The organism is Marinitoga aeolica (genome assembly GCF_029910535.1).
Classification (GTDB): Bacteria; Thermotogota; Thermotogae; order Petrotogales; family Petrotogaceae; genus Marinitoga; species Marinitoga aeolica.
Map to the genome: position 1 here is coordinate 1,434,088 of NZ_CP069362.1, position 25,918 is coordinate 1,460,005.

Annotated in this window: 20 protein-coding genes; 6 read left to right on the top strand and 14 right to left on the bottom strand. The window is 28.0% G+C overall.

Features of this window, described 5'->3' with window-relative positions:
* Nucleotide 1: 1 nt before the first annotated feature.
* From JRV97_RS06710 to smc, 6 genes are all read right to left on the bottom strand, one after another.
* Nucleotides 2–646 carry an oxamate carbamoyltransferase subunit AllH family protein gene (locus tag JRV97_RS06710; protein ID WP_280997402.1) on the bottom strand — a complete coding sequence of 215 codons (645 nt, stop codon included), beginning with the start codon at nt 644–646 and terminating at the stop codon, nt 2–4.
* Nucleotides 647–684: 38 nt separating this feature from the next.
* Nucleotides 685–1,986, bottom strand: a complete 1,302-nt coding sequence (locus tag JRV97_RS06715) for a uracil-xanthine permease family protein (RefSeq protein ID WP_280997403.1) — start codon at nt 1,984–1,986, stop codon at nt 685–687.
* Nucleotides 1,987–2,026: 40 nt separating this feature from the next.
* Nucleotides 2,027–4,381: a xanthine dehydrogenase family protein molybdopterin-binding subunit gene (locus JRV97_RS06720; RefSeq protein WP_280997405.1), complete on the bottom strand. Its 2,355-nt coding sequence runs from the start codon at nt 4,379–4,381 to the stop codon at nt 2,027–2,029.
* The gene (locus tag JRV97_RS06725) at nt 4,381–4,851 is read right to left on the bottom strand and encodes a (2Fe-2S)-binding protein (RefSeq protein WP_280997407.1); all 471 of its coding nucleotides are present in this window, start codon (nt 4,849–4,851) and stop codon (nt 4,381–4,383) included. The genes JRV97_RS06720 and JRV97_RS06725 overlap by 1 nt, the downstream gene beginning before the upstream one ends.
* The gene (locus JRV97_RS06730; protein WP_280997409.1) at nt 4,851–5,717 is read right to left on the bottom strand and encodes an FAD binding domain-containing protein; all 867 of its coding nucleotides are present in this window, start codon (nt 5,715–5,717) and stop codon (nt 4,851–4,853) included. Before JRV97_RS06730 ends, JRV97_RS06725 begins: the two co-directional genes overlap by 1 nt.
* 245 nt (nt 5,718–5,962) lie before the next feature.
* Nucleotides 5,963–9,505, bottom strand: coding sequence for a chromosome segregation protein SMC (gene smc / locus JRV97_RS06735; protein ID WP_280997411.1), 3,543 nt, complete (start codon nt 9,503–9,505; stop codon nt 5,963–5,965).
* A gap of 132 nt (nt 9,506–9,637) precedes the next feature.
* Here smc and JRV97_RS06740 point away from each other — a divergent pair, with 132 nt between their 5' ends.
* Genes JRV97_RS06740 through JRV97_RS06750 form a run of 3 tightly spaced genes read left to right on the top strand, consistent with a single transcriptional unit; the run spans nt 9,638 to nt 12,356 of the window.
* On the top strand, nt 9,638–9,979 hold the full coding sequence (locus JRV97_RS06740; protein ID WP_280997413.1) for a DUF1292 domain-containing protein: 342 nt from the start codon (nt 9,638–9,640) through the stop codon (nt 9,977–9,979).
* A gap of 21 nt (nt 9,980–10,000) precedes the next feature.
* Nucleotides 10,001–11,005 carry a bifunctional 5,10-methylenetetrahydrofolate dehydrogenase/5,10-methenyltetrahydrofolate cyclohydrolase gene (locus tag JRV97_RS06745; RefSeq protein ID WP_280997415.1) on the top strand — a complete coding sequence of 335 codons (1,005 nt, stop codon included), beginning with the start codon at nt 10,001–10,003 and terminating at the stop codon, nt 11,003–11,005.
* 1 nt (nt 11,006) lies between these two features.
* On the top strand, nt 11,007–12,356 hold the full coding sequence (locus tag JRV97_RS06750) for a hypothetical protein (protein ID WP_280997417.1): 1,350 nt from the start codon (nt 11,007–11,009) through the stop codon (nt 12,354–12,356).
* A 354-nt stretch (nt 12,357–12,710) separates the two neighbouring features.
* Here the strand turns inward: JRV97_RS06750 and JRV97_RS06755 are convergent, their stop codons facing one another.
* The 4 genes from JRV97_RS06755 to JRV97_RS06770 are packed head-to-tail and all read right to left on the bottom strand — an operon-like array spanning nt 12,711 to nt 18,081.
* A complete protein-coding gene (locus tag JRV97_RS06755; RefSeq protein ID WP_280997419.1) occupies nt 12,711–13,142 on the bottom strand; it encodes a hypothetical protein in 432 nt (143 codons plus the stop codon).
* A gap of 19 nt (nt 13,143–13,161) precedes the next feature.
* The gene (gene prfB, locus JRV97_RS06760) at nt 13,162–14,271 is read right to left on the bottom strand and encodes a peptide chain release factor 2 (protein WP_280997421.1); all 1,110 of its coding nucleotides are present in this window, start codon (nt 14,269–14,271) and stop codon (nt 13,162–13,164) included.
* Nucleotides 14,272–14,275: 4 nt separating this feature from the next.
* The gene (gene secA / locus JRV97_RS06765; protein WP_280997423.1) at nt 14,276–16,726 is read right to left on the bottom strand and encodes a preprotein translocase subunit SecA; all 2,451 of its coding nucleotides are present in this window, start codon (nt 16,724–16,726) and stop codon (nt 14,276–14,278) included.
* Between the two features lie 8 nt (nt 16,727–16,734).
* Nucleotides 16,735–18,081 carry a hypothetical protein gene (locus tag JRV97_RS06770; RefSeq protein ID WP_280997425.1) on the bottom strand — a complete coding sequence of 449 codons (1,347 nt, stop codon included), beginning with the start codon at nt 18,079–18,081 and terminating at the stop codon, nt 16,735–16,737.
* A gap of 101 nt (nt 18,082–18,182) precedes the next feature.
* On the opposite strand from JRV97_RS06770, the gene JRV97_RS06775 reads away from it, so the two are divergent.
* Complete coding sequence (locus JRV97_RS06775) at nt 18,183–19,652, top strand: GGDEF domain-containing protein (protein ID WP_280997428.1); 1,470 nt, start codon at nt 18,183–18,185, stop codon at nt 19,650–19,652.
* Between the two features lie 270 nt (nt 19,653–19,922).
* Nucleotides 19,923–20,084: a hypothetical protein gene (locus tag JRV97_RS06780; RefSeq protein WP_280997429.1), complete on the top strand. Its 162-nt coding sequence runs from the start codon at nt 19,923–19,925 to the stop codon at nt 20,082–20,084.
* Between the two features lie 87 nt (nt 20,085–20,171).
* Here JRV97_RS06780 and JRV97_RS06785 read toward each other — a convergent pair whose 3' ends face one another.
* Genes JRV97_RS06785 through alr form a run of 4 tightly spaced genes read right to left on the bottom strand, consistent with a single transcriptional unit; the run spans nt 20,172 to nt 25,446 of the window.
* Entirely contained in the window at nt 20,172–21,065 is an 894-nt protein-coding gene (locus tag JRV97_RS06785; RefSeq protein WP_280997430.1) for a D-alanine--D-alanine ligase, read from the bottom strand.
* Entirely contained in the window at nt 21,055–23,301 is a 2,247-nt protein-coding gene (gene topA, locus JRV97_RS06790) for a type I DNA topoisomerase (RefSeq protein ID WP_280997431.1), read from the bottom strand. The genes JRV97_RS06785 and topA overlap by 11 nt, the downstream gene beginning before the upstream one ends.
* Nucleotides 23,301–24,338 (bottom strand): 3'-5' exoribonuclease YhaM family protein, encoded by a 1,038-nt coding sequence (locus JRV97_RS06795; RefSeq protein ID WP_280997432.1) that lies wholly within the window; start codon nt 24,336–24,338, stop codon nt 23,301–23,303. Before JRV97_RS06795 ends, topA begins: the two co-directional genes overlap by 1 nt.
* Before the next feature lies 1 nt (nt 24,339).
* On the bottom strand, nt 24,340–25,446 hold the full coding sequence (gene alr / locus JRV97_RS06800; RefSeq protein WP_280997433.1) for an alanine racemase: 1,107 nt from the start codon (nt 25,444–25,446) through the stop codon (nt 24,340–24,342).
* A 142-nt stretch (nt 25,447–25,588) separates the two neighbouring features.
* Here alr and JRV97_RS06805 point away from each other — a divergent pair, with 142 nt between their 5' ends.
* Complete coding sequence (locus tag JRV97_RS06805; RefSeq protein WP_280997434.1) at nt 25,589–25,918, top strand: ArsR/SmtB family transcription factor; 330 nt, start codon at nt 25,589–25,591, stop codon at nt 25,916–25,918.

The following is a 25,918-nucleotide window of genomic DNA, read 5'->3' on the forward strand; positions in this document are numbered from 1 at the left end:
TTTATCCCTCCAAATCAAAGAAAAATGAAATTCCCCACATCCAACCTAAACCAGAAGTAGCTCCCATTTTTAATAATGATTGTATATTTTTTGATTCTAAATACTGTTTTACCGGTTTAGGTGCATATCCTTTAGCAGCATAAAACATTTGAAAATAAGACAATTTATTTGTTTTTTTCTTTGCTATATTTAGAATACTTTCAGTATCTATTTTTTTGGTAATGGAATTAATCAATAATATGCCAGATAAAATATCATCAAATAATGGAGTTAATCCTGGTCCAAACCCTATTAAATCTGTGAAATTATAAGATTTAAGTTGAGAATCTATTTTATTTAATATTCTCTTATCAACGAGTGGTTTTAATTTTACATATATATTTTTTATTGGTTCATAAAAAGTAATAGTTGAAATTTTTGGGTCGTATAAAATAGGATTTTCAACTAAATATGTATTATCAAAAATTAAACTATTATTTGCAATCTTCAATGTTGAAAAATTTAAAAAATGGGGAGGGGCGGACATTCCTAGTGCCCCAACCCTATTATCATAAGTCGTCAAAGTAAAAATATCTTCATCGTTAAATAGGAAATATTTTGTATGATTGGTTTTAAAAAATTCTTTAGCAGTATGCTTTTTTTTCAAAAAAATCAGCTTAGAAACTTCGACCATTTTTCACCTTGTTATTCATCAGAAGCCCCAGTTAAAACAAGAATACCATTTACAACAATACCAACAATAGCAGCAAGACCTAAGCCTTCTAAAGCAAAGTTACCAGCTTGGAAAACTGCTCCACCTAAACCTGTAACTAACATCAATGACATTGTTACTAAGTTTCTTCCTTCAACTTTAACCTGGTTGTTTATCAATGTTTTTGCACCAATACTTGCTATCATACCGAATAATAATATTTCTATTCCACCCATTACTGGCACTGGTATTGATCTTACTAATGCTCCAACTTTTGGCACCATTGCTAATAAGATTGCAAAGAATGCTGCTATTCTCATTATCCATGGATTGAATGCTTTTGTAAATGCTAATACCCCAGTGTTTTCACTATAGGTCGTGTTTGCAGGGCCACCAAAGAATCCACCTAATGATGTTGCAAGCCCATCACCCATTAATGTCCTGTGCATTCCAGGATCTTCATAGAATTTCTTTCCTACTACTGCTGAGATTGCAAATACATCACCAAAGTGTTCTACTGATGGTGCAATAGCAACTGGTACTATTGCTGCTGCAGCATACCATGAGAACTTTGGTAAATACATTTCTGGTATTCCTACCCAGCTAGCTGTTCCTACTTCTGCAAAATGTACATTTCCTGTTATTGCTGCAACAATATATCCTACTATGATTCCCCATATTACAGGTATTAATCTGCTAAATCCCCTTGTATATAGTCTAACTATAATTGCTGTACCAAGAGATACCATTGCTATCCACCAATTTCCACTTGCCATGTTTATTGCTACTGGACTTAGTATCAAACCAATTAATATAATCATAGTTCCTGATATTACTGGTGGGAATAACTTTTCAAATCTCCTAATGCCTATCCATTTGATCAAAGCACCAAAACCAAATTTAACTAAACCTGCCAAAAATATACCACCTGTAGCATATGCAAGATATGGTTTTAAATCAACACCAGCAGCTACAGCATCCTGAATGTTTTTATATCCAAGTCCTGCTTGATTCATATAATGCATAGCAACAGCAACGATAGGTGCAATATATGCAAAACTTGAGCCCAGAAATACAGGTACTTTCCATTTTGTAATCCAGTGGAATAATAATGTTCCAAGTCCAGCAGTAAATAACGCAACATTAACTGGTATTCCTGTCAAATAAGGTACCAATACAGTTGCACCAAACATCGTGAAGGTATGTTGTAACCCTAATAATATTAACCCCCCAACACCCATACCCTCACTTCTATCTTCCTGTGGAACGATGTTCAAATATTCGCTTTCACTCATGTTTCTCCCCTCCTAAAAAAGATTTGGATAGACGTTTATTTTAACTATTATTTTTCTTTTTATCTAAAGCATTTAATATTTTATCTGGAGATAAAGGCAATTCATTTACATTTACCCCAAGAGCATCATAAATAGCAGAAGCAATAGCAGGTGGAACAGAAATCATAGGATGCTCACCAACACCTTTTGCCCCAAATGGTGATGATTCTTCAAAAGTTTGAACAAAGTCATATTTTATTTCATCAGGAATATCTGCTATTGTGGGTATTTTATAATCAGTAAATGATATAGTTAGAGGATAACCTTTATCATTGTATTTAACACCTTCAAATAATGCAGGTCCCATGCCTTGAATCATTCCCCCAACTACCTGTCCTCCTGCAGTAATAGGATTAATAATTGTACCAGCATCAAAAACTCCAACTAACTGCAACATTTTTAATTCTCCAGTATCAAGATCTATTTCAACTTCAGCAGCTTGAGCACCAAACGTCCATTCTGCTGCAGCATTTCCCTGTCCGGTTTCAAGGTCAAGATTTGTAAGCATTTCTGGAGTGAAGCTGCCTCTACCTATTACAGGGCCACCAATTGCATGACCATCTGGATATGTATAACCCATAACAACATCTTTTAATAATAAATATTTTTCTGGCCTATATTTTACATATACTCTATCATCTTCTACCTCTAAATTATGTGGCGCAACGCCTAATACCTGTGAAGCAATATTTTTAATTTGATTTAAAGCATCTTCAGCAGCTCTGTATAATGCATTTCCTACTGTCCATAATGCTCTTGAAGCAACGGTTTGCCATTCATATGGATTAACATCAGTATCTACAGGCATTACAAAATGAATTTTATCTGGTGAAATATGTAAAGCATCAGCAGCCATTTGAGTAACAGCAGTGTTAAAGCCTTGACCAATTTCTTGAATACTTGCCTGTAGAGTAACTGTAGCATCTTCATGGAATTTTATAATTACAGCAGATGCTGCATTTGTAGGCATTGCTGGAGCTTTTACAAGACCTGCGATACCTTTACCTCTTACTTTTCTTGGATCTGATGGTTTTTCTGGTTTTTTATGATATTCAATTAATTCAGCAGCCTTTTTTAAACATGCTTCAACATCTCCAGTGTCATGATGTATTGTTTGTCCCATTGAATTTGTTAAACCTGGTTTTAATACATTTTTAAGTCTTAATTCTAAAGGATCTATTCCAAGAGTTTGTGCAACTTCATCAAGGTTTCTTTCTGTAGCCCAATGTAGTTCACCATGTCCAAATCCTCTAAATGCACCACCTAAGAAATGGTTTGTATATACACCATAAGAGTCTGTTTTTAAGTTTGGAACATAATATGGACCAGGTAATGTGTAACCAGCTGCTCTAACAACATTTGTTCCATACTCCGCATAAGCACCGCCATCAAAAATTAAAGTAGCTTCCATTGCAGTTATTGTTCCATCCTTTTTTACACCTGTTTTTATATGAGCAGTCATGCCCTGTCTAACAACTGTAGAAATGTCTTCTTCTCTTGTATAAACGAGTTTTATATGTCTTCCTTTTAATTTTTCGGATAAAGCTATAACAATGCCTTCCATATTTATACCGGCTTTCCCACCAAAACCGCCACCTACATATGGAGCTATAACCCTAACCTTATGTCTTGGTATTTTAAATGCATATGCAATTAAATTTCTTAATGTAAAAGGTGATTGAGCGCTGGACCATACAGTTAATTTTTCATTATAATCCCAGAAGGATATTGCAGCATGTGGTTCAAGTGGAGCATGATACATTTGAGGTAATGAATAATCTCCTTCTACAATAACATCAGCTTCTTCAAACCCTTTGCTAACATCACCTTTTCTTGTTTTATGATGATGGAAAACATTTTTTTCTGGTTCAATATTGTAGATTGGTAATCTTTCATAATTAGCTAAATCAGGATGTATTAATACTTCTCCCTTCATTGATTCTTTAGGGTCTTGAATGGTTGGTAATTCTTCATATTCAACTTCAATTAACTCTACTGCTCGTCTTGCAATCTCTAATGTATCTGCAGCAACAGCAGCTACAGGTTCACCAACATACCTAACTCTGTCAGAAGTAATTATAGGTCTATCTACGAGATATATGCCCTGTCTATAAGGAACATCTTTTCCAGTAACAATAGCTCTTACTCCATGTAAAGCTTCAGCTTTAGAAGTATCTATTTTTTTGATAATTCCATGTGGAATAGGACTTCTTTTTACTGCGGCATAAAGCATATTTGGAAAGAACATATCAGTAACATATTTTGCATTTCCGGTAACTTTTTCAAATCCATCAACTCTATTCATCGGTTTGCCAACATACTCAAATTTTATAGGTGATTTATATTCATATTTCATTATTCTGCACCTCCCATTTTCTGGGCAGCTATTTTTACTGCATCAAGAATTACGGTATAACCTGTACATCTACATAAATTTCCTGCTAATCTTTCAACGATAACTTCTTTGGTTGGATTTGGAACTTTCTCTAGCATAGCCTTAGTTGACATAATAAAACCAGGAGTACAATATCCACATTGGAATGCATTTGCTTCGATAAACGCTTCTTGAATAGGATGTAATTTGTTGTCTTTAGTTAAACCTTCAACAGTTTCAATAACTGCGCCATCAGCTTCTGGTGCAAGTACTAAACAAGAATTTACAGGTCTTCCATTGTATATAACTGTACAGGCACCACATTCGCCGTTGCCACATCCTTCTTTTGCACCTGTTAAATATAATTTTTCTCTTAACACATCAAGGAGGGTTTCATTGTTTTTTACCTCAACTTCTACATTTTCATTATTTACTGTAAATGTAATTTTCATTATAATCCCTCCTTTATCATTTTTAATTCTCTAAGTAATTTAATAGGTAATATTTTTGCCATTCTCTTTCTGTATTCAGCAGTTCCTCGTGCATCAGTAATAGGATTAACGCTATCGTGAATAATTTGAGCAAATTCTTCAACATTTTTCATTGTTAATTCTTTATCTTTTATAAACTCTTCAGCTTTAAAAATTCTTACAGGTGTAGGAGCTACAGAGGCCAGAGCTACTCTGATCTCCCTTTTTCCTTCCGGATCAATAATAGTTAAAGCCATTCCTATTGTTGAAAGGTCTACAGCTTTGATTCTTGAAACTTTATAATATCTTCCTATGCTTTCACCTTCAAAAGGAATATGAACAGATTTTACAATTTCTCCTTTCTCAAGAACTGTTTTTCCCGGTCCTGTAAAGAATTCTGTAATTTTTACTGTTCTTTCACCGTTTTTGGATATTAAGTTTAATTCCGCATTGTAAGTTAATAAAGCTGGAGCAGTATCTGAAGCAGGTGAAGCATTACATAAATTTCCAACAACAGTGCCTCTGTTTCTTGTTTGATAACCGCCAACTACATGAATTCCTTGATAAAGTGTGGGATAATATTTTTTAACATAATCAAATTCCTCGATTAGAACATTTAATTTTAAACCAGCGCCAAATGTTAAACCGCTTTCTTTTGAAAAATCAACATGAAATAGTTCATCAATACCTTTTAAATCGACAATCAATTTTGGTTTGATTCTACCTGCACGCATTTTTACAATCAAATCAGTTCCACCAAGAATAGGATAAGAGTCTTCTTCGTTGAGCGCGTCTAAAGCTTCATTGAGCGTTTTAGGTTTAATATAATCATAGCTAAAAGTAATCATGATTTCCCTCCTTCTAAAATAAAATCAAAAACTTAAAAAAGTTTTTTATATAACGAATATTAATTTGTTATGAATATATTATATGCTTATTTTTTTCGTATTACAAGTAACACAACATAAAGGAATATTTAAACTATAAATAATAATCGAGTATAATCTTATTTAATCAATTGTAATTTCTTGTTAAAAAGAAAATTTTCTTTTTATTTAAAGAAAAGAAAAAAGCGCCATAAAGGCGCTTTGAATTAGTCATCTAAACTTTCTATAAACTTAAAGTCAACAGGAACAACCTGTGAAACTCCATGTCTCATTGTGATTCCATGAAAAATTTCTGCGATTTCCATCATTAATTTGTTATGTGTAATAATTAGAAATTGCGTTTTATCAGCGTGTTTTTTTATTAATTTTGCTAATTTACCAGCATTAATATCATCAAGCGGTGCATCGATTTCATCCAATAAATAAAAAGGACTGGGATTTACATTCATTAGAGCAAATAAAAATGCAGAAGTTATTAAAGCTTTTTCTCCTCCAGAGAAAAGTTGTAGTTTTTGAAAATTTCGTCCAGGTTTTTTAACGGAAATTTCAACACCTTTTTCAAAAGCTTTTCCGTCGCCTACCATTTTTAAAATGCCATCTCCGCCAACAAAAAGTTCTTTTATAAATTCACCAAATTTTTGATTCACCAGATTAAAAGTATTTAAATATTTTTCTTCAGCCTCTTTATCTATCTTTTCAATACCCTCTTTTAATGTCTTTATTGATTGTAAAATATCCTCTTTTTGTTTATGTCTGTCATCTAATTCTTTTTTTACCATTTCATATTCATCCAGAACTCCGAGGTCTACGCTTCCAATATGTTTTAAAGCCTTTTTAATATCTTCTATTCTTCTTTCCAAAGCCAGAATTTCTGCTTCTGATAATTCTTCGTAAATAAACTCTTCAGAGTTTATGCCTATATTTTTTGCTTTTTCTTTTAAAAATTCTTTTTCATGTTTTAAATTTTGAATTTCTAAATCCAATTCATGAGACAAATTTTTTAATTCATCAATTTTATCTTTTAATTCATTCTTTTTTAATTCAAATTTTTCTAATTCATCAAATTTTTCTGATTTCCCTTCTCTACTCATTTTCATCATTTTGAATGCATCTTCTATTTCTGTGTTCATTGATTTTATTTCTTTTTCATATTCATTAAGATCCATCTTTTTTTTGTTTATCTCTTCTTTTAATTCTTTTAGTAAATTATTAATTGATTCTATTGTATTTTTTATTGTGCTAAGGTTATTTTTAATTTTTGAATATTCATCTCTATAATTACTGATTTTTTCATTGATAGAATTTTTATAAAGATTTAATTCGTTTAATTTTGCTATTTTTAAACGTAATTCTTCATGGATAGATTCGTTATTTTTTTCTATATTTGCAATATTTTTTTCTAATAATATAATTTGTTCATTATTTTTTTCGATTTCAATATCTATATTTTTTAGTTCAATATTTATATCATATTCGCGTTCTTTGTATGAATCTATTCTGCTAATAATTTCATTATATCTTTTCCTGGATGAATCATAATTATTTTTGAATTCTTTATATGAATTTGCACCATTTAATCTATTATATTTTATTTCATTTAATTTTTCTTCAAGTTTTCTTAAATCTAAAGAATTCTTTTTATATTCATATTCTATTTTTTTTAAATTTTCTTCATATTCATTAATTTCAAGATTTAGTTCTTTTAATTCATCTTTTAATTCTTTCAATTCTCTTTTTCTTGTAAGTAATAAGGTAGAGTTATTTCCTTTTGATATACCCCCAGTAATGGCGCCGGAAGTATTAATAATTTCACCATCTGTAGTTGAGATAGTTAAAGACAAGTTTTTATATCTGTTTTTAATGTTCAAAGCTGTGTGTAAATTATCAACCACTATAGAATTGCTAAAAACGTAATGAATAGCTTTTTCGTATTCTTTATTGTATTTTATAAGGTCGACGATATAACCATAAAAACCAGGTTCGTTTTCCAATTCTTTATATCTTCTAATTCTAGAAGATATCAAATCAAGTGGCAGAAATGTAACTCTACCAGCTTTTTCTGCTTTTAAATAATTTATATATGAAGATATATGACTTGAGTTTTTTACAACAACATTTTGTAATCTATATCCTGCAACCATCGTTACTGCAGTTTCTAATTCTTCTGGAACTTCAATTAAATTTAAAACAACATCAATCAAGTTTTCCTCTTTATGAAATGCTTCAAAAAGTTTCTTTATCGCAAATGAAAATCCTTCATATTCTGTAATTTGTACAGAAAGATTTTGAATTTTTCTTTCAGTTAAATCTTTTTCGTGCTTTAATTTTTGTAGATAATTATAAGTATTGGTTAATTGTGAATGTAAATCTTCGACGAAATTCTTTTTTTCATATATCTGGCTTTTTAGTTCTTCTTCTTTTTTATTCATAGAATCTAATTCTGTTTCAATTTTTCTTAATTCATCTTCTAAAGATTTTATGCGCTTTTCAAGATTTGATTTTTCAGTATGTAAAAACTTTAATCTTTCTTCTTTATCTGCTAATTCATTAATTAATTTATTCTTTTTATTTTCTAAATCTTTTAAATAATGGTTTGCTTTTTTGATATTTTCCTTTAATTCAGTTAATTTATTCATCTCTTCTGAAATAGAATTTTCAATTTTCTTTTTTTCATCTTCTACATTTTTTATTTCTTCTATATATTTTTCAATTTCATTATTATATTTGCTGAGTAAATCTCTAACTTCTTCATACCTTTTTTCATTTTTTTGAAAATCTTCTTCAAATTTTTTCTTTTCCCAGTCTTTTTCAACGATTTTTGAATTTAATTCATTTATTTCTTTCTCAAGGTGAGATTTCATTTCTTCGTAAGACTTTAATCGCTGTCTGAAGTTTTCGATTTTTTCACCGTATACAGAAAGTTGCTCTTCTTTTTCTTCAATTTCTTTTTTTAACTCTTTATATAATCTCTCTACTTCAAAACTTTCAGAAAGATAAATTTTAATTTGTTCTTTATTTTCTTTAATAGAATTTTCAATTCCCTTTATTTTTTTGTCTATATCAAGATTTTTTGCGCCAAAATATTTAATTCCAATGGATTTTAATTCTTCGTTATATTCAACATATTTTTTAGCCCTTGAAGCTCTATTTGAAAGAGAACGGACTCTTTTTTCAACTTCATACAATACGTCGTTTAATCTTTCTAAGTTTTCTTTTGTTTGATTTAACATTTTTAAAGCAATTTCTTTTTTATTAAGGTAGGTTTTGATACCAGCAGCATCTTCTATAATTACTCTTAATTGGTCAGAGGAAGCGGAGACAAGTTCTCTTACCTGGTCCTGAGAAATTATTGAATAAAATGATTTACCTACGCCGGCACCACCAATAACTTCAAAAATATCTTTTAAACGAGCATTCCTATTATCAATTTTATATTGTATTTTTCCATCAGCAGTTAGTATTTTTCCTATAGTTCTAATTTTTCCATTATCGTCTTTTATCTTTAAAAAAACTTCAGCTTTCTTGGCAGGTGGAAATTTTTCTGATCCACTAAAGATGACATCAGCTTTTTCTGATATTCTAATTTGTTTTGAAGACTGTTCCCCCAGTAACCATCTAATAGCATCAACAATATTAGATTTTCCAGACCCATTTGGTCCGACTATACTGACAATATTGGAATTTAAATTTAATGTTGTATTTTTTGCAAAACTTTTAAAACCCTTAATTCGCATTTCCAATAAATTCAAAGCTATGACCCCCTTACATCTTTTTATATTATATCATATTTATACTTTTTAGACACCATAATTTCATATTTATACTTTAAAATTAAAAATATAATATTAAATACGATTATTATCGTATAAGGAGGGTAAATTATGGAAAGATTAGAATTTTTTACAATTACTGGTGAGGATGGAAATGAATATAACTTTATGTTTATTGAAGAGTTAAAAATTGATGGGGAAAAATATTGGATATGTTATGAAGCATTTAAAGAAGAAGATAGCGAAGATATTGTTTTAGGAGATACTGTAGCTTTTAAGGTTAATGAAAATAATGGTGAATTATTCCTTGATGCTGTAGAAGATGATGAAGAGTTAGAAAAAGTAGAAGAAGAATGGAAAAAGATTATGGAAGATATTGATATTGATGAAAATGAAGATTTTATAATGCTTGATTCTGAAAATGATATCATAGAAGAAGATAAAGATAACTGATTGATGATATTTTAGGGGGTGTTGGAGTTAAATAAAGAAAAACTATTTGATATTAAATTTTTAATAGAAAATTTTGATAAACCTATTTTTGAGAAAAATATAGAATTATATAAAAAAAATAATATTAAACCACAACTGGTTTGTATTTTAACATCAGACGATCCAGGAAGTATTTCTTATGCAAAGGGAATAAAAAACATATGTAAAAAATATAATGTTAATTCTATTTTAGAGAAATGCGAGAGTAAAGATGAGTTAGAAGAAAAAATAAATTATTATAACAACGATAATGGCACTAATGGCATTATCATTATGTACCCTACACCATATAATATAAAAGATACATACTTTATGAATCTTATATCTACAGAAAAAGATGTTGAAGGGTTAAACCATGAATATATGGGGTATTTGGTTCAACATGAATTTTATAGCGATAAAGAAAGTTTAAGAAAATTAATTATTCCACCAACTGCAAAAGGGATATTATACGTTTTAAAAAGAAATTATCTTGTATATGAAAATTATTATAAAAGTTATGGAAAGTATCCCGATGATTTAAAAGAAAATCCATTTAAATTAGAGGGAAAAAAGGTTGTAGTTATCAATGATTCATTAGCGGTAGGACGTTCATTGGCTTTAATGATGCTAAATGAAAATGCAAGTGTTAGAGTATGCCAAAAGTATACAGATTATGATGATATTTTAAAGTTTGTATCCATATCGGATATTATAATTTCTGCAGTGCCTTCAGAAAAGTTTAGAATTCCAACAAAATATATTTCAAAAAATTCTATAGTTTTTGATATAGCTTTTGAAGGGAATTTTGAATATCCAGATGTTTTTGATAAGGTGTATAAAATATCTCCAAAATGGAATTTAGTCAAAAAAGGAAATAGGATAAATGATATGACACTACATAGATTGATCTCCAATTTATTTTATCTGGTGAATAGAAAATTACCAAATGATGATTTAATAGAATTGAAAAAATTGGAAAAAAGAGTTCAAGAGGTGGGGGTTTGAGATGAAAAAAATATTTTTAATTATATCAATAACTATAATTTCTTTAATTACATATGGTTTTGGTTTTTCTCTAAAAATAGATGACAATATAAATAATGTAAAAACATATCAGGGAATTACATTTAAAGTTTATCATAATTATGAGGGATTTACATTTTTAGGAGAACTTAATGCATATAATGATGGTAAGTATAAATCATCTATGGGAGATACATATTATAAAGGATTTTATTTTTATATGAAAAATGGTGGAATAATATTAGATTTTGATAGGTATAAATTTTCATTTGGCAGATTACAACATTATGATATTGTAAACACACCTTATTCATTATTTATATCATCAAAAGGGTTACCCGCAGTTATACTTGATTTCAGTTATGAGGATGATAATTTTTTCTATGAAACTCGTTATATTGAATTAAATAGAGAATCAGCTTTTGGCTATCCTGATAGAGGAGCTAATTTGAAAGCTTATGGTATAAAATTTGGAAATTTTAGATTTGCATATGAAGAATCTGCAGTATATGTAAATACATCTTTTGATATTGAATATTTTGTAAATATAATACCAAATTTTTTTGTTCAATATGTTAATATTTCTTATGGAAAACCATGGACTCATGGGTATAATGCAAATTCTATAATGGGATTTTCTCTGGATTATACAGATGAAAACAAGTATTTATATGGTCAAATACTTGTTGATGATATAAATACAAATAGAATATTTGCTCCAGATTCATATCAAAACCCAGATAAAATTGCATGGAGTTTTGGTGGAAATATCCAAACAGAATATGGAAAATTTGGATTGTATAATGCTGGGGCAACAAAATATACATTTCAACCTTCTGGAAACGGCTCTAATCTATATTATGGATACACATATTACCCAGATGTAACCTATAATTATGATGGGGAAAAAGTAATATTGCCTGAAGAAAATTATATAGGATATTATAATGGAGAAAATAATTTAGCTTTTATGGGAACATATATTAACAATATAAAAGGCATTAATATTAATGGCTCACTTGAATATGTTATATCTGGAAGTAAATCTCCAGCAAACCCATGGGGTGAATATGCAGTGTGGAGTGAAGGTGGGCAAGGGACACATTTCTTAGACGATGATATACTTGAAAACAAGTATGATTTCAATCTTAATGTTGATTATATGTTTTATGGATTAAAAATATATAATGGATTGAATTTAAGATATACAAAAAATAAATTGGAATTAGTTGATACTGCCGAAACAGATAATTATGACATGAAGCTATTTAAACCATCAAATGAAAATGAATTTTATTATAATATAAAATTAGGTGTAGAATATAGCTTTTAAAAAAATCCCCTGAGATTAACTCAGGGGATTCAGTTTGTAGACAAAATCAAAAACAAATACAAAGTATTTTCAAAAATAATATTCACTCATACGGAAAATTCTAAAACCTCAAAAATGCTCATGGACATATTTTTAATACGAAGCATTAAAAATAAATAAAGGTTTTTATATTAAAAAAATATAATAATTAATATAGGTTTGAAATAGAGCAATTATTTTAGTTTATAATATTTAAAATTTCGCGAAGCGAAAGTTTGGGAATTTTCAAGTATTCGCTCATATTATTTTTTTAGAAAATACTTTGTCAACAATCTAAATCCCTAAGTATATCAGGGTATTTTTTACTTATTGATTTTATATTGAAAAATTTTTCCAATTTTCTGTTTTCATTCTTTTTTCAATTTCATAAGTATCTTTTATTTTCTTGTGTGTAGGGCTTTTTATAAGATTCCATGTATAATCTATTAGTTTTGAAATTATAAGGAAATATGAAATTTTCTTAGAATAATATTGAGAAATGCCTATTAGATAATAATTTATAACATATACTACAAGGGCAGCTGAAATCAAATTAAGAAAATTTAACAATCGTTGAAATGTTCTTTTTTCTATAGTTATGCTTATTATTTCTTGAAATTTTAAATATGTATAAAATGGAAGAATAAAAAGCATCAAATATAAATAAGTGATATTATTTAATTTAATTTTGAGATAAAATTTATAAAAAATCACTATAAATATATATTCAAAAGCCAAAAAAGAAAGTTTGCTAAAAACTTTTTTCATCCCATCCCCCCAACTGTTTTTATTCTTCTTTATTTAATTTAGCAAAATATAGTAGTTCTGCTTCTATAAATCCGTCTAATTCTCCATCTAAAACAGCATCGGCATTTGAAGTTTCATAATTTGTTCTATGATCTTTTACCATTTTATAAGGATATAACACATATGATCTTATTTGATTTCCCCACGATATATCTTTCATATCACCCATAAGCTTAAGCTTTTCTTCCATTTTTTTTCTCATTTCGAGTTCAAATAATCGTGCTTTTAAGATTTGCATTGCAGTAGCTTTATTTTGGTGTTGTGATCTTTCATTTTGACATGCAACAACTATACCTGTCGGTAAATGTGTAATTCTTACAGCTGAATCCGTTTTGTTAACATGCTGGCCACCAGCTCCCCCTGCCCTGAATGTATCTATTTTTAGATCATCTGGTCTGATTTCTATTTCAATGTCTTCATCTAATTCCGGAGTTACTGAAACAGAAGCAAATGATGTATGTCTTCTGTTAGCGGCATCAAAAGGAGAAACTCTTACAAGTCTATGAACTCCTGATTCATACTTTAATTTTCCGTAAGCAAAAGAACCATTTATTTTTATAGTTACGCTTTTTATGCCAGCTTCATCACCTGGTAAATAGTCTATTATATCTATTTTGTATGAATTTTTTTCAGCCCATCTGGTATACATTCTTAACAACATATCGGCCCAATCATGAGATTCAGTTCCGCCAGCACCTGGGTGTATTGTTAAGAATACATTGTTTGAATCATATTTCCCAGATAATAGCATGGCTAATTCAAATTCTTTAACTTTTTTTTCTATTTCTTGTAGTATTTCAAGTGCTTGATCATCCATTGTAGGATCTTCTTCACCAAATTCCATTGCAACTTCAAGGTCCTCAAATAATCTTTGAAGATTATTAAATTCTTCCCTTTCATTTTTTAAATGCTGCAATTCTCTTGAAATCTTTTCAGCCCTTTTTTGATCATTCCAGAAATCAGGGTTTGTCATTTCATTTTCAAGTTCATTTATTCTATCATTTGTTTTTTCTATATTAAATAGTTTTTGTAAATTTTTGAATTTTTCATGCAATTCTTCTATTTTGACTTTAACTTCGTAATCAAGCATTGTTTCACCTCTTTACTCTAATTCTTTTATGTGTTTTTTTCTTTTCTTTCCTTTTTTCAGCCCTATTAATAACACTGCCGTCATTATGAACAAAATTTAATTGATTAATTTTTTTCTTTGTTTCTTCTTCTTCTTTTGAAGTATCAACTTTTATAATTCTCAATAAATAAGATACTGTATCATCATAAATTGTATTTATTAATTCTTCAAACAAAATATAAGATTCTTTTTTAAATTCCATAGCAGGATCTTTTTGCCCATAGGCCCTTAAACTAACAGCTTCCTTTAGATGTTCAATAGCTTCAAGGTGTTTTCTCCATCTTTCATCAATTATTCTTAACATTATAAATTTAGCAATTTTCTGAAATTCTTCTCCAAATTCGTCCTTTTTAGAATGATATTTATCCCATAATATTTTAAATACCTTATCTTTGCATTCTTCAATATTAGCATAATCAATTTTTTCAACGACACCAAAAGCTAATAATTTTTTTGATAGGTCTTCTTTGTCCACTAACTCCTCTTCATTAATTGAAGATTCTACTAATCTATCTACAACGTCTTCAAATATTTCTTTCAAGTGTTCATCATAATCATCCCGGCCAAGAATCCAATCTCTATGAGAATATATAGAAGCTCTTTGATAATCCATAATTGAATCAAGTTCAAATAATCTTTTCCTTATAGAGAAATGAATTCCTTCAACTCTTTTTTGAGCATCTCTTATTATTTTGCTCAATATCCCATGTTCTATAGGTTGCCCGTCTTCAATTTTTAAAGTATTCATTATATTTTTTAATTTATCTCCGCCAAATAATCTTAATAGGTCATCTTCGAATGAAAGGAAAAATCGTGATTCTCCAGGATCACCTTGCCTTCCCGAACGTCCTATTAATTGATTATCGATTCTTCTACTTTCATGTCTTTCAGTACCAATAACATATAGGCCACCTAATTCAACAACGCCTTCACCTAATTTGATATCTGTACCTCTACCTGCCATGTTTGTAGCTATTGTTATCATGCCTTTTTGTCCAGCTTGAGCTATTATTTCAGCTTCTTTTTCATGATATTTAGCATTTAACACATTATGTGGAATGTTTTCTTTTTTTAGCATATGACTCAATAATTCACTCGTTTCAATAGAAGTTGTACCAACCAACATAGGTTGCCCTTTCTTGAATCTTTCTTTTATTTCATTGATAACAGCGTTCCATTTTTCTTTTTGGGTTTTATATATTAAATCATTTTTATCTTTTCTAATAACAGGTTTATTTGTTGGAATAACTACAACTTCACAATTATATATTTGTTTGAATTCATCTTCTTCAGTTTTTGCTGTACCAGTCATACCTGCTAATTTTTCATACATTCTAAAGTAATTTTGAAATGTAATTGTAGCATAGGTTAATGACTCTTCTTTAACTTTTACACCTTCTTTTGCTTCAATTGCCTGATGTAACCCTTCGCTATACCTTCTTCCGTGCATTAATCTTCCGGTGAATTCATCAACTATAATAACCTCGCCATCCTGAATTATATAATCTTTATCTCGTTTAAAGTAATGTAAAGCTTTTAAAGCATTTAATGTGTGGAATAAAAAGTGAATGTTTTTAGGATCATATAAGTTTTCTATGCCTAACATTTTTTCCAATCTGGATATTCCATCATCAGTGAGGATTACAGCTTTACTTTTTTCATCTAATGTAAAATCTTCATCTCTTCTTAATTTTCTAGCTATTGATGCAAATTTGGTGTATAGATGCGAAGGTGTATCAGATGGACCAGAAATAATTAAAGGAGTTCTAGCTTCATCAATTAAAATACTATCAGCCTCGTCAACTATTGCATAGTGATGCCCTCTTTGTACCTTGTCATTTAAGTCATAAACAAGGTTATCTCTCAAATAATCAAATCCAAATTCATTAGCTGTTCCATAGGTAACATCGCATTGATAAGCTCTTTTTCTTTCCTCATTTTCCATACCAGCTTGAATAAATCCAACGGATAATCCTAAAAATTCATATATTGGTCCCATCCATTGGGCATCCCTTTTTGCAAGGTAATCATTATGCGTAGCTAAATGAACACCTTTTCCAGTTAAAGCATTTAGGTATACTGGTAATGTTGCAACTAATGTTTTACCTTCACCTGTTTTCATTTCAGCAACATTACCTTCATGTAATGCAAGTCCACCCATTAATTGAACATCAAAATGTCTCATTTTTAAAACTCTTTTTGCTGTTTCTCGTACTACTGCAAATGCTTCAACCAGAATATCATCTAATGTTTCACCATCTTTGAGTCTTTTTTTAAATTCGTCTGTTTTTAATTTCAGCTGTTCGTCGCTTAATTTTTCGATTTGTTCTTCTAAAGCATTTATTTTTTCAACGATTTTTTTGTATCTGTTCAGAATTCTTTTATTCTTGTCAAAAATTTTTGTTAAAATACTCATTTGAACACCTACCTTAATATAATTTTCTCAATAAATTTATTATTATCAGAAGCATTTATTATTATAAATTCTCCTGGAACAGAATTACCGATATATTCTTCAAAAAATGAATTAATGTTGGAATACCATAGATATAATATATTTTTAGGTATATCATTTGATTCAAATATTTTTATACTTGAGAATTTCCTGGAATTTACAATTAAATATTTCATTAGTGATGGAGATATTGATGAGATAATCATTTTGTTTTCATTTACATATAAATATAATGGTGAATTGACATTTTTATAGTAAATACTGTAATAATAATAATTTCCCAGAATTTTTTTTTCGATACCCCAATGTTTTATTTTTTCCTCTATTTTTTCCAGATTTACCTTTCCAGGAATAATAACGGATAAACCATCACCTTTTCTGGAAAAATACTCACTTAAATATAAATCGCCATTATTTTTAATAGTAGATAAAATATATTTTAGAGAATCCTTTGAATAATTATCTTCGGGAACGAAAATTTTCGAAATGAAATCATATATTTCAGATGGCGAATTAAGATTTAAGAAAATTAATGAGTCACCAAAAATTTTATATCCACTGTCAAATTTTGAAATATTTATAATTTTTAATGTGCTTTCAATATTAATAATTATCTCTTTATTAGAATAATTAATTCTTATGTTGCCCGAATCATTTTCAGAATATTTTGATATATATATTTTTTGAAAAGGTTCAATTAAGTAATTGAATTTTTTATTTTTAAAAGAAGCATATATACTATCTTTAATTTTTAATTTTAAAGAATTGAAATCATCAAGCAATTTAAATATTTTTTCAAGGGAGATATTATTATTATATAGAATAATATGACCGCCAATAAAATATATTTTTAGATTGAGATCTTTTATAAAATATTCCCCATTTATATATTCTACCTTATAACTAAAAAGATTTTTTATCAAATTAATTAATTTTTCTTGATTATTGTAATCTGTTATTATATAACCATTAAAATTTTTCAAGAATTTGATGATATCCTGTATAGGATTTATCCAGAAAAAATTTTTAATATTAAATGAATTATTGGATATAATCAAAAAATTTGACGAAATTAGATTTTGTGCATCGTTTATTTCATCTTTATTTAAATTTTTAATTAAATAGTCATATAAAGATTCCTGGCCTGCGCCTTCATTTGAATATAAATATCTAAAAAAAGAAACATTATTATATAAATTATGGTAAAATAATTTTGGATTATGAAAATAAAAATAAAAATCATAATTATTTAATAAATTAAAAGGAAAAGTGAATATTTGAAATAGCAAAAATAAAAATAGTAATATTTTTTTCATAGAATCACCCCATTTTCTGTTATAATAAATTATAGCAGAAAAATTTTTTTTAATTATTTTTTTCTTAAAAATTTAATTACAATTTAAATAAGGTGATAATTATGGAGATTGATGTTCAAGAAAAATTAAAATTATATGAAAAACATATAAACAGTACTCAATTTGATATAGGCTTTTATTTTTTAATTGAAAATATCAGTAAGTTTATAGAATCGATAGATGTAAATATTTATATTTGTGAAAATCCGAATTTTGTTCCCGAGAATCTATTCAAAATTATCAGGATATCAAGAATTTTTAATTTTCTTAGAATAAGAAAAATAGTAATTTTAAAAGGGGTTAAAAGGCAGCGAGTAGAATTAATGTATAAAGAAAAAAACTTAAAATTAAATTATGAATTATTATTAAAATCGGAAAGCGAAATAATGTATTATATAATATCAAAAGTATCTCCTTTGATTTCATTAGAAATGGTTTCAACTTTATTAAAAGGCAGTGGATTATCATATATAATGCTTAATTCAAGAACTTTTTTGGAAGAAGCAGCTAAAAAAGAAACAAATGTAGATAAATTAATATATATTTATTTAACAGCAATTACTGTAAATATGGGGGGAGCTTTTAATAGGGCAATATTATTTCGAAAAAAAGGTGATAATTATGAAGTTTTTAGAGCGTTGGGGTTTAAAGATGAAAAAGAAGCACATGAAGTCTGGAGATATATGGAAGAGATTAATATAGATTTTGAAGAAAAAATAAAAAGTTATAAAAGTAGTAAATATTTTAGTTCATTGGAAAAAGAAATAAAAACATTTAAAATAAATAAAAAAATTATATCAAAAAATCCGTTATTTGAGGAAATGTTAAACTCTGGTAAAACCATCCATATTCCTGTATCTGTTTTACCTGTTGAAATTTCAGATGCTTTAAATATTATTGGAGAATGTGCAATTTGTTCTTTAAAAACTGGAAATAAAGATTTTGGTTTCGTGGTAGCAGATAACAGATATAATCTTAAACCTATTTCAAGAGATCAATTATATATTTTAGATTATTTTTCAAAACAAACAGTAATTTTGTGGGAAAATAAATTATTTATCGATGCTTTAAAATTTGAAGCAGAAAAAGACTTTTTAACAGGTTTTTATAATAGAAGAAGTCTTGAAAAATATATAGAAACATTAACCTTATCTGCCAAAGAAGATATAGGAATTGTTTTTATAGATTTAGATGACTTTAAAATGATTAATGATACTTTTGGGCATGATAAAGGAGATGAAATTATACAAATATTTTCTAATATAGTATTGAAAAATATTAGAAGAGAAGATAAACCTTTTAGATATGGCGGAGATGAATTTGTTTTAATTTTTGATTCAATAAATAGTGAAAATTTATTTAACATTATTTCTCGGATAAATAATGAGTTTGAAAAAGAAACAGGATATACATTTTCGTCTGGTGGAACTATTTGCAAAGATTCATCTGAAATATATCAATGTTTGAAAAAATCCGATGACTTATTATATGAAATAAAAAAATCTTCTAAAGGTAAAATATTAATCAAATAACCGGATTTTTGACAAACTTTATATTATACAAAATATTTTATTGATAATTTGAAATAATATTTATTTTTATTAAATATAATTCATCAATCGTTCGATAAATTAATTTGTTATTAAATTATTTTATATATTAAGTAAAATAACTATATATATATATTGATTTATGTTTTTTTTGTTATAATAACATTAAGATTAGAATAATTTAACTTTTAGGAAAGAATATAAGGCCGGCCTCATAACTTACTATTATTATGAAAGAGTGGTGGGGATAAGATGGATTTTTTCTTAACAGGGTTTTTGAATATTTTGAATTTGATTTTTTCCATTGTAATTTTAATTGTAGTAATAAAATTGTCTTATATTATAATGAAACTACCATTAAAAAACAAAAGTGATGAAAACCACAAAATAAAAGATAATTTAGCAAACAAGTGAAATAAATTGATAAAGCAAAAACTCTCTGAAAATCACAGATATTTTAGTCAATAATCAAATAAAAAACAATATCTGACATCCAGGGTGTCAGATATTATTTTTTATCAATATGTCTATTAAATTTTCAAATGATAAACCATAAGCATAAGCGGATTGAGGTAAATCACTCAATTCTGTTAATCCAGGGATAGTATTAGCTTCAAGTATATAATAATCATTTTCTTTCACAATAGCATCTATCCTGGCAAAATCCTTTAATCCTATATCTTTAAATATTTTTTTAAAATCATTTTTGATTTTTTCTTCTAATTCTTTATTGAGATTAGCAGGGACTTCGAATTCAGTTAATCCTTGAGTATATTTTGCTTCATAATCATAAAATTCTTTTTTTGGTTTAATTTCAAGTATTGGTAATACAATAATTTCTTTGTTTTTTTCTATGATACTTACAGATATTTCTCTACCTTTTATGAATTTTTGAACTATCATTTCACCATAATTTTTCAATTCTTCAATAAGAAATTTTTTGTATTCTTCAATATTATGGCAGATATGTATTCCCAAACTTGATCCGCTTTTTCTTGGTTTTATTATTAGTGGAAATTCAAAAGGTGGATCTATATATATTTTAGTTGACACATAATCAGGAATAGAAAAATTTTTCCCGATTTTTTTCATGAAAATCAACTTATCAAATGTTTCTTCAGAAACCTTAGAATTGGAACCAATATATTTACCACCTAAACTTTCCAATTTTTTTTGTAGAGCTCCATCTTCACCTTCATATCCATGAACCACATTAAAAACTAAATCTATTCTTTTGTGTTCTTTTAGAAACTTCTCAAAATCATATTTTAAATCATATTTAAAAAGAGTATAACCAAGATTTTTAATAGCTTTTTCAACATTTTTAGCACTTTCTATTGAAACTTCTCTTTCATTTGAATTTCCACCATATATTAATGCGATATTATAATTCATTCAACTCACTCTCTTTAAAATATTTTTTTTCTTCAGGGCAATATAGCATTTCTTCTTTATTTTTTCTTTTATAGAACAAAGGTCCATTACACGATGGACATCTATAATCAGAAGGTTCATCCCAGAACATTTCACCACATTCTGAACATTTAAAGTATATTTTACCTTTTTTGCTTTTGAGTTTATGAACAACACTGCCACATTTAGGGCATTTTCCTCTTGCTGGCAATGGAGCGGTATATTTGCATTCTGGATAATTTGAACATGCGATGAATTTACCAAATCTACCGCTTTTTATAATCAAATCTCCACCACACTTAGGGCATTTTTCTCCAGTTTTTTCTTCTTTACCTTTTTCAGTAGAAGATATGATTTCTTCATTTATGTATACATTGTTTTTTAAAGTTACACCCAAAGCTCCTTTAGGAATACTTTTGTTATCTCCACATTTTGGACATTTCAAAAACAAACCATATCTTCCAAATTGTAATTCCATTTCAATATTACATTTAGAGCATTTTATATTTGATTTATAGTAAAAATCAAGTGCTTTTTCTTTCATTTTTTTCTCAGTATCACTAAGAAATTTCTCGAAATCTTTATAAAATTCAGTTAATACATCTTTCCAGTTGATTTCTCCTGATTCCACTTTATCTAATTTTTCTTCCATATTAGCTGTAAATTTTATATCAACTATTTCTGGGAAATTCTTTTCAAGTAAATCAGAAACAATGAATCCAACGAGTGTTGGTATAAGATTACTTTTTTCTTTGATAACATATTTTCTGTTTAATAATGTGGTTATAATTGTGGCATATGTAGAAGGTCTTCCGATTCCCTTTGCTTCCATCTCTTTTACAAGTGAAGCTTCTGTATATCTTGAAGGAGGTTTTGTTTCATCTTTATCGAATTTTAATTCAACAGGTTCTAATATACCTATTTCCGGTAATTCATATTCTTTTTCGCTAGTTGAAGATTGCCAAAATTTTTCAAATCCATCGAAAATTCTTTTTCTACCAACTGCTTCAAATGTATATTTTTTTGAATTATCAGTAATAGTGTATGTTTTTTCTATATATTTTGAAGAGGATGATTGAGAAGCTATAAATCTATTCCAGATTAATGTATATAATTTTAATAAATCACCTGTGATTAATTTTTTTGCTTTAGTAGGATCGATAAAAACATCGGTTGGTCTAATAGCCTCATGAGCATCCTGGATTTTTTTCTTTGATTTTTTAACTTTGAAATTACCTGTATAATCTTTTCCAAAGTTAGAATTTAAATATTCAAATGCTTTCTTTTGTGCTTCTTCAGAAATTCGCGTAGAGTCTGTTCTCATATATGTAATAAATGCTATAGGTCCTTCTGAGGTTTCAACACCTTCATATAATTTTTGGGCAATTTGCATTGTTTTTTTAGAAGACCATCCAAATTTTGAAATTGCACTTTGTTGTAAAGTGCTTGTAATAAATGGTTGTGGAGGATTGCGTTTTGTTTCTTTCTCCTCCACTTTATCAATTGAGTAAGTTGCACTTTCTAATTCTTTTAATATTTCATCTTTTTTCTTTTCATTAATGCTTTCTTTTTTGAATTTTTTTCCATTTATTTTTACAAGTGGGATATCTTGATCAGCGTATTTTAAAAAAAATTTATAAAATTCTTTTGGTTTAAATTTAAAAATTTCTCTTTCTCTGTCAACTAAAATCTTTAAAGCAGCAGATTGAACTCTACCAGCACTAGTGTTATAGTCTTTTAATATTCTCCATAATATAGGGCTGATTTTATACCCAACTATTCTATCTAAAATTCTTCTTGCTAATTGTGCTCCAACTTTCTTATCATCTATTTTTTTTGGAGATTTAATAGCTTCTAAAATTGTATTTTTAGTGATTTCAGAAAATACAATTCTATTTTCTTCTGAATCGCTTAAACCCAATATATTACTTAAATGCCACGCTATTGCTTCTCCTTCTCTATCCATATCAGGTGCAAGGAAAACTTTTTTCCCTTTTGTTACTTTTTTAAGTTCTGATACAACTTTTTCTTTTCCGGGCATTAATTCAAATTCTGGTTCAAATCCATTTTCTATATCGACACCAAATTTTTTCTGAGGTAAATCACGAATATGACCTTTTGAAGCAACCACTTTATAATCAGATCCGAGATATTTTTCAATAGTTTTTGCTTTTGCAGGAGATTCAACTATAACAATATTTTTAGCAGTTTTTGGCATTATTTATCCTCCGTTTTTGTAATTTTTATTTTCCTACCAAGATTTTTATGATAATCTGTCCAGTGTTCATTATTTGATTCTTCTATATGACTTCTAACCTGTTCAACTTTTGAGCTCAGGTTATCAGCAAAATGAAGTATAAACGCTTCAATGGTTTTAGGGACAATTGGACTTCCCCATTCTAATTCTCCATGATGTGATGCAATCATATGTAAAATTTCATTTAGTATATGTTTTGGAAAATTACTTATTTTTTTAGCATAATCGGAAACCATATGAATACCTATAGCAATATGTCCAATTAATTCACCTTCGTCTGTTTTTTCTATTCCGGATGGTGTAATTTTATATTCTTTTGTTTTCCCTATATCGTGAAGTAGCGCTCCCGCTATTAATATGTCTTTATTTACCAGGTTTTTATAGTTATTTGCAATGCCATTACATAATTTTGCAACATCGATAGTGTGTTCTAATAATCCATGCTTATATGCATGATGAACATTAATTGCGGCTGGAGCATATGAAAATGAGTCTGCAAATTTTTTATCTTTTATAAAAATATATTTTAATAATTCTTTTATATATTCATTGTTTATACTATCAATTATTGAAAATAATTCATTTTTTAATTGTTGAATATTTTTAGAAGAAGTTTTGATGAATTTTTCTGGATTTATTTCATTTTCATTTAGCTTATAGATTTCATAATTTTTTTCTACATTTAATTGTAATCTACTTTCAAAAACTACAATTTTTCCTTTTACACGAATTATATCTCCAATATTAATTTTTTCTGAATTTTCTCTGGCATTAAACCAATCAATAGCTCTTAATGTGCCGCTTTTATCACCTATTGTGAAAAGTAAAAACTCTTTTCCATCTTTTGTTGTTTGAAGTCGTTTGCTCAGAACTTTACCTTCAATTTCTTTGTTGTCATTCGGTTTAAGGTCTGAAATGTAAACATCTTCAATCATTTTATCGAATATTTGTCCTTTTTCTTTTAACAGGTCACCCAGGTTTACACCGTTATTTTTCATTTTATTCCTCCTCTATATAAATACGTGGAACTCTTTTTGTGATTTTTGACGTAATATCATAATTAATTGTTCTTGATAAATTAGCTAACTCTTCAGCAGATATAAAATTTTCATCTTGTTGTCCTATTAAAACAACGTCTTCTCCAATTTTTACATTTGGAATTTGAGTTGTTTCAACTACGAATTGATCCATACATACTCTACCTATTATATTACATTTTTTTCCATGAATCAATACATAACCCTTATTTGATAATTGCCTGAAATAACCATCAGCATATCCTACAGGAATTGTTGCTATAGGGATATCTTTTTTTGTAAAATATGTTCTTCCATAACTTACACTTTCACCACTTTTTAATATTCCAACTCTTGCAACGGTGCTTTTCCAGGTTAAAACAGGTTTTAACCCTTTTTCGGCTTTTATATCAGATGGTTGTAATCCATATGTAGCAATTCCAGGTCTTACATAATCGAGTGCATATTCAGGGAAATATAAAGAAGCTGCAGAATTACAAATATGTTTTATTGGTATAGAAATATTCGAATTTTCTATATATTTAACAGCTGAGATAAATTTTTCATATTGTTCTTTAACAAAATTATCAAGATTATCTGCTGTAGCAAAATGTGAATATGCACCATGAATATTTATATTATATTCTTTTGTTAGTTTAATAATATCATCAATTTCTTCGGGGTTTATACCCATCCTATTCATACCGGTATTTATATTTAAATGAAATTTGATTTTACTGATATTTTTTCCAAAATAATCAATTAATTCTTTTAATTGATTTAATGAACCAAGCGTATATATATATCCTTCAATATTGTCTTCAATACTTTTTGGAGTAGCATAATTAAATACAAGTGTTTCAATATTTATGCCATTTTTCCTTATTTCAATACCTTCACCTAAAAAAGCTACTGCAATAAAATCAACACCATAATTATAAGCAGCTTTGGCAAGTGGAACAGCCCCATGACCGTAACCATCAGCTTTCAAAACAGGAATTATATTGCTTTTTGTTCTTTGTTTAATTAATTCTAAATTATGAATATAATTTTTAATATTTATTTCTACAAATGTTTTTCTATCAAACATTACTGCACCCCCTGTTTAAATTAAAAGCAATATAATAATAAAGGAAAAAAGTTAAAAAAAAGTTACGAAATTTCTTGACAAATAGAAAAAAAGATGATATAGTTTATATATGTATAAGTGTTCATATATAGGAGGTGTTTATATGGAAGATTGTAATGAGAAAGAGTTTATTAATAAATTACCAGAAAGGGAATTGATTCTAAACGCTGTTGAAATGTATAAAATATTTGCTGATGAAACAAGATTGAGGATATTGTTAGCTTTATTAGAAAATGAACTTTGTGTATCGAAGATAGTATCTATTGCGGGTATTTCTCAATCAGCGGTTTCTCATCAACTTCGTATTTTAAAACAAATGAATATTGTAAAATATCGCAAACAAGGGAAAAATGTATTTTATTCTTTAAAAGATGAACATATAGAAAAAATTATAAATATGGTTTTTGAACATTTAAATGAGAAAGGAGAATGA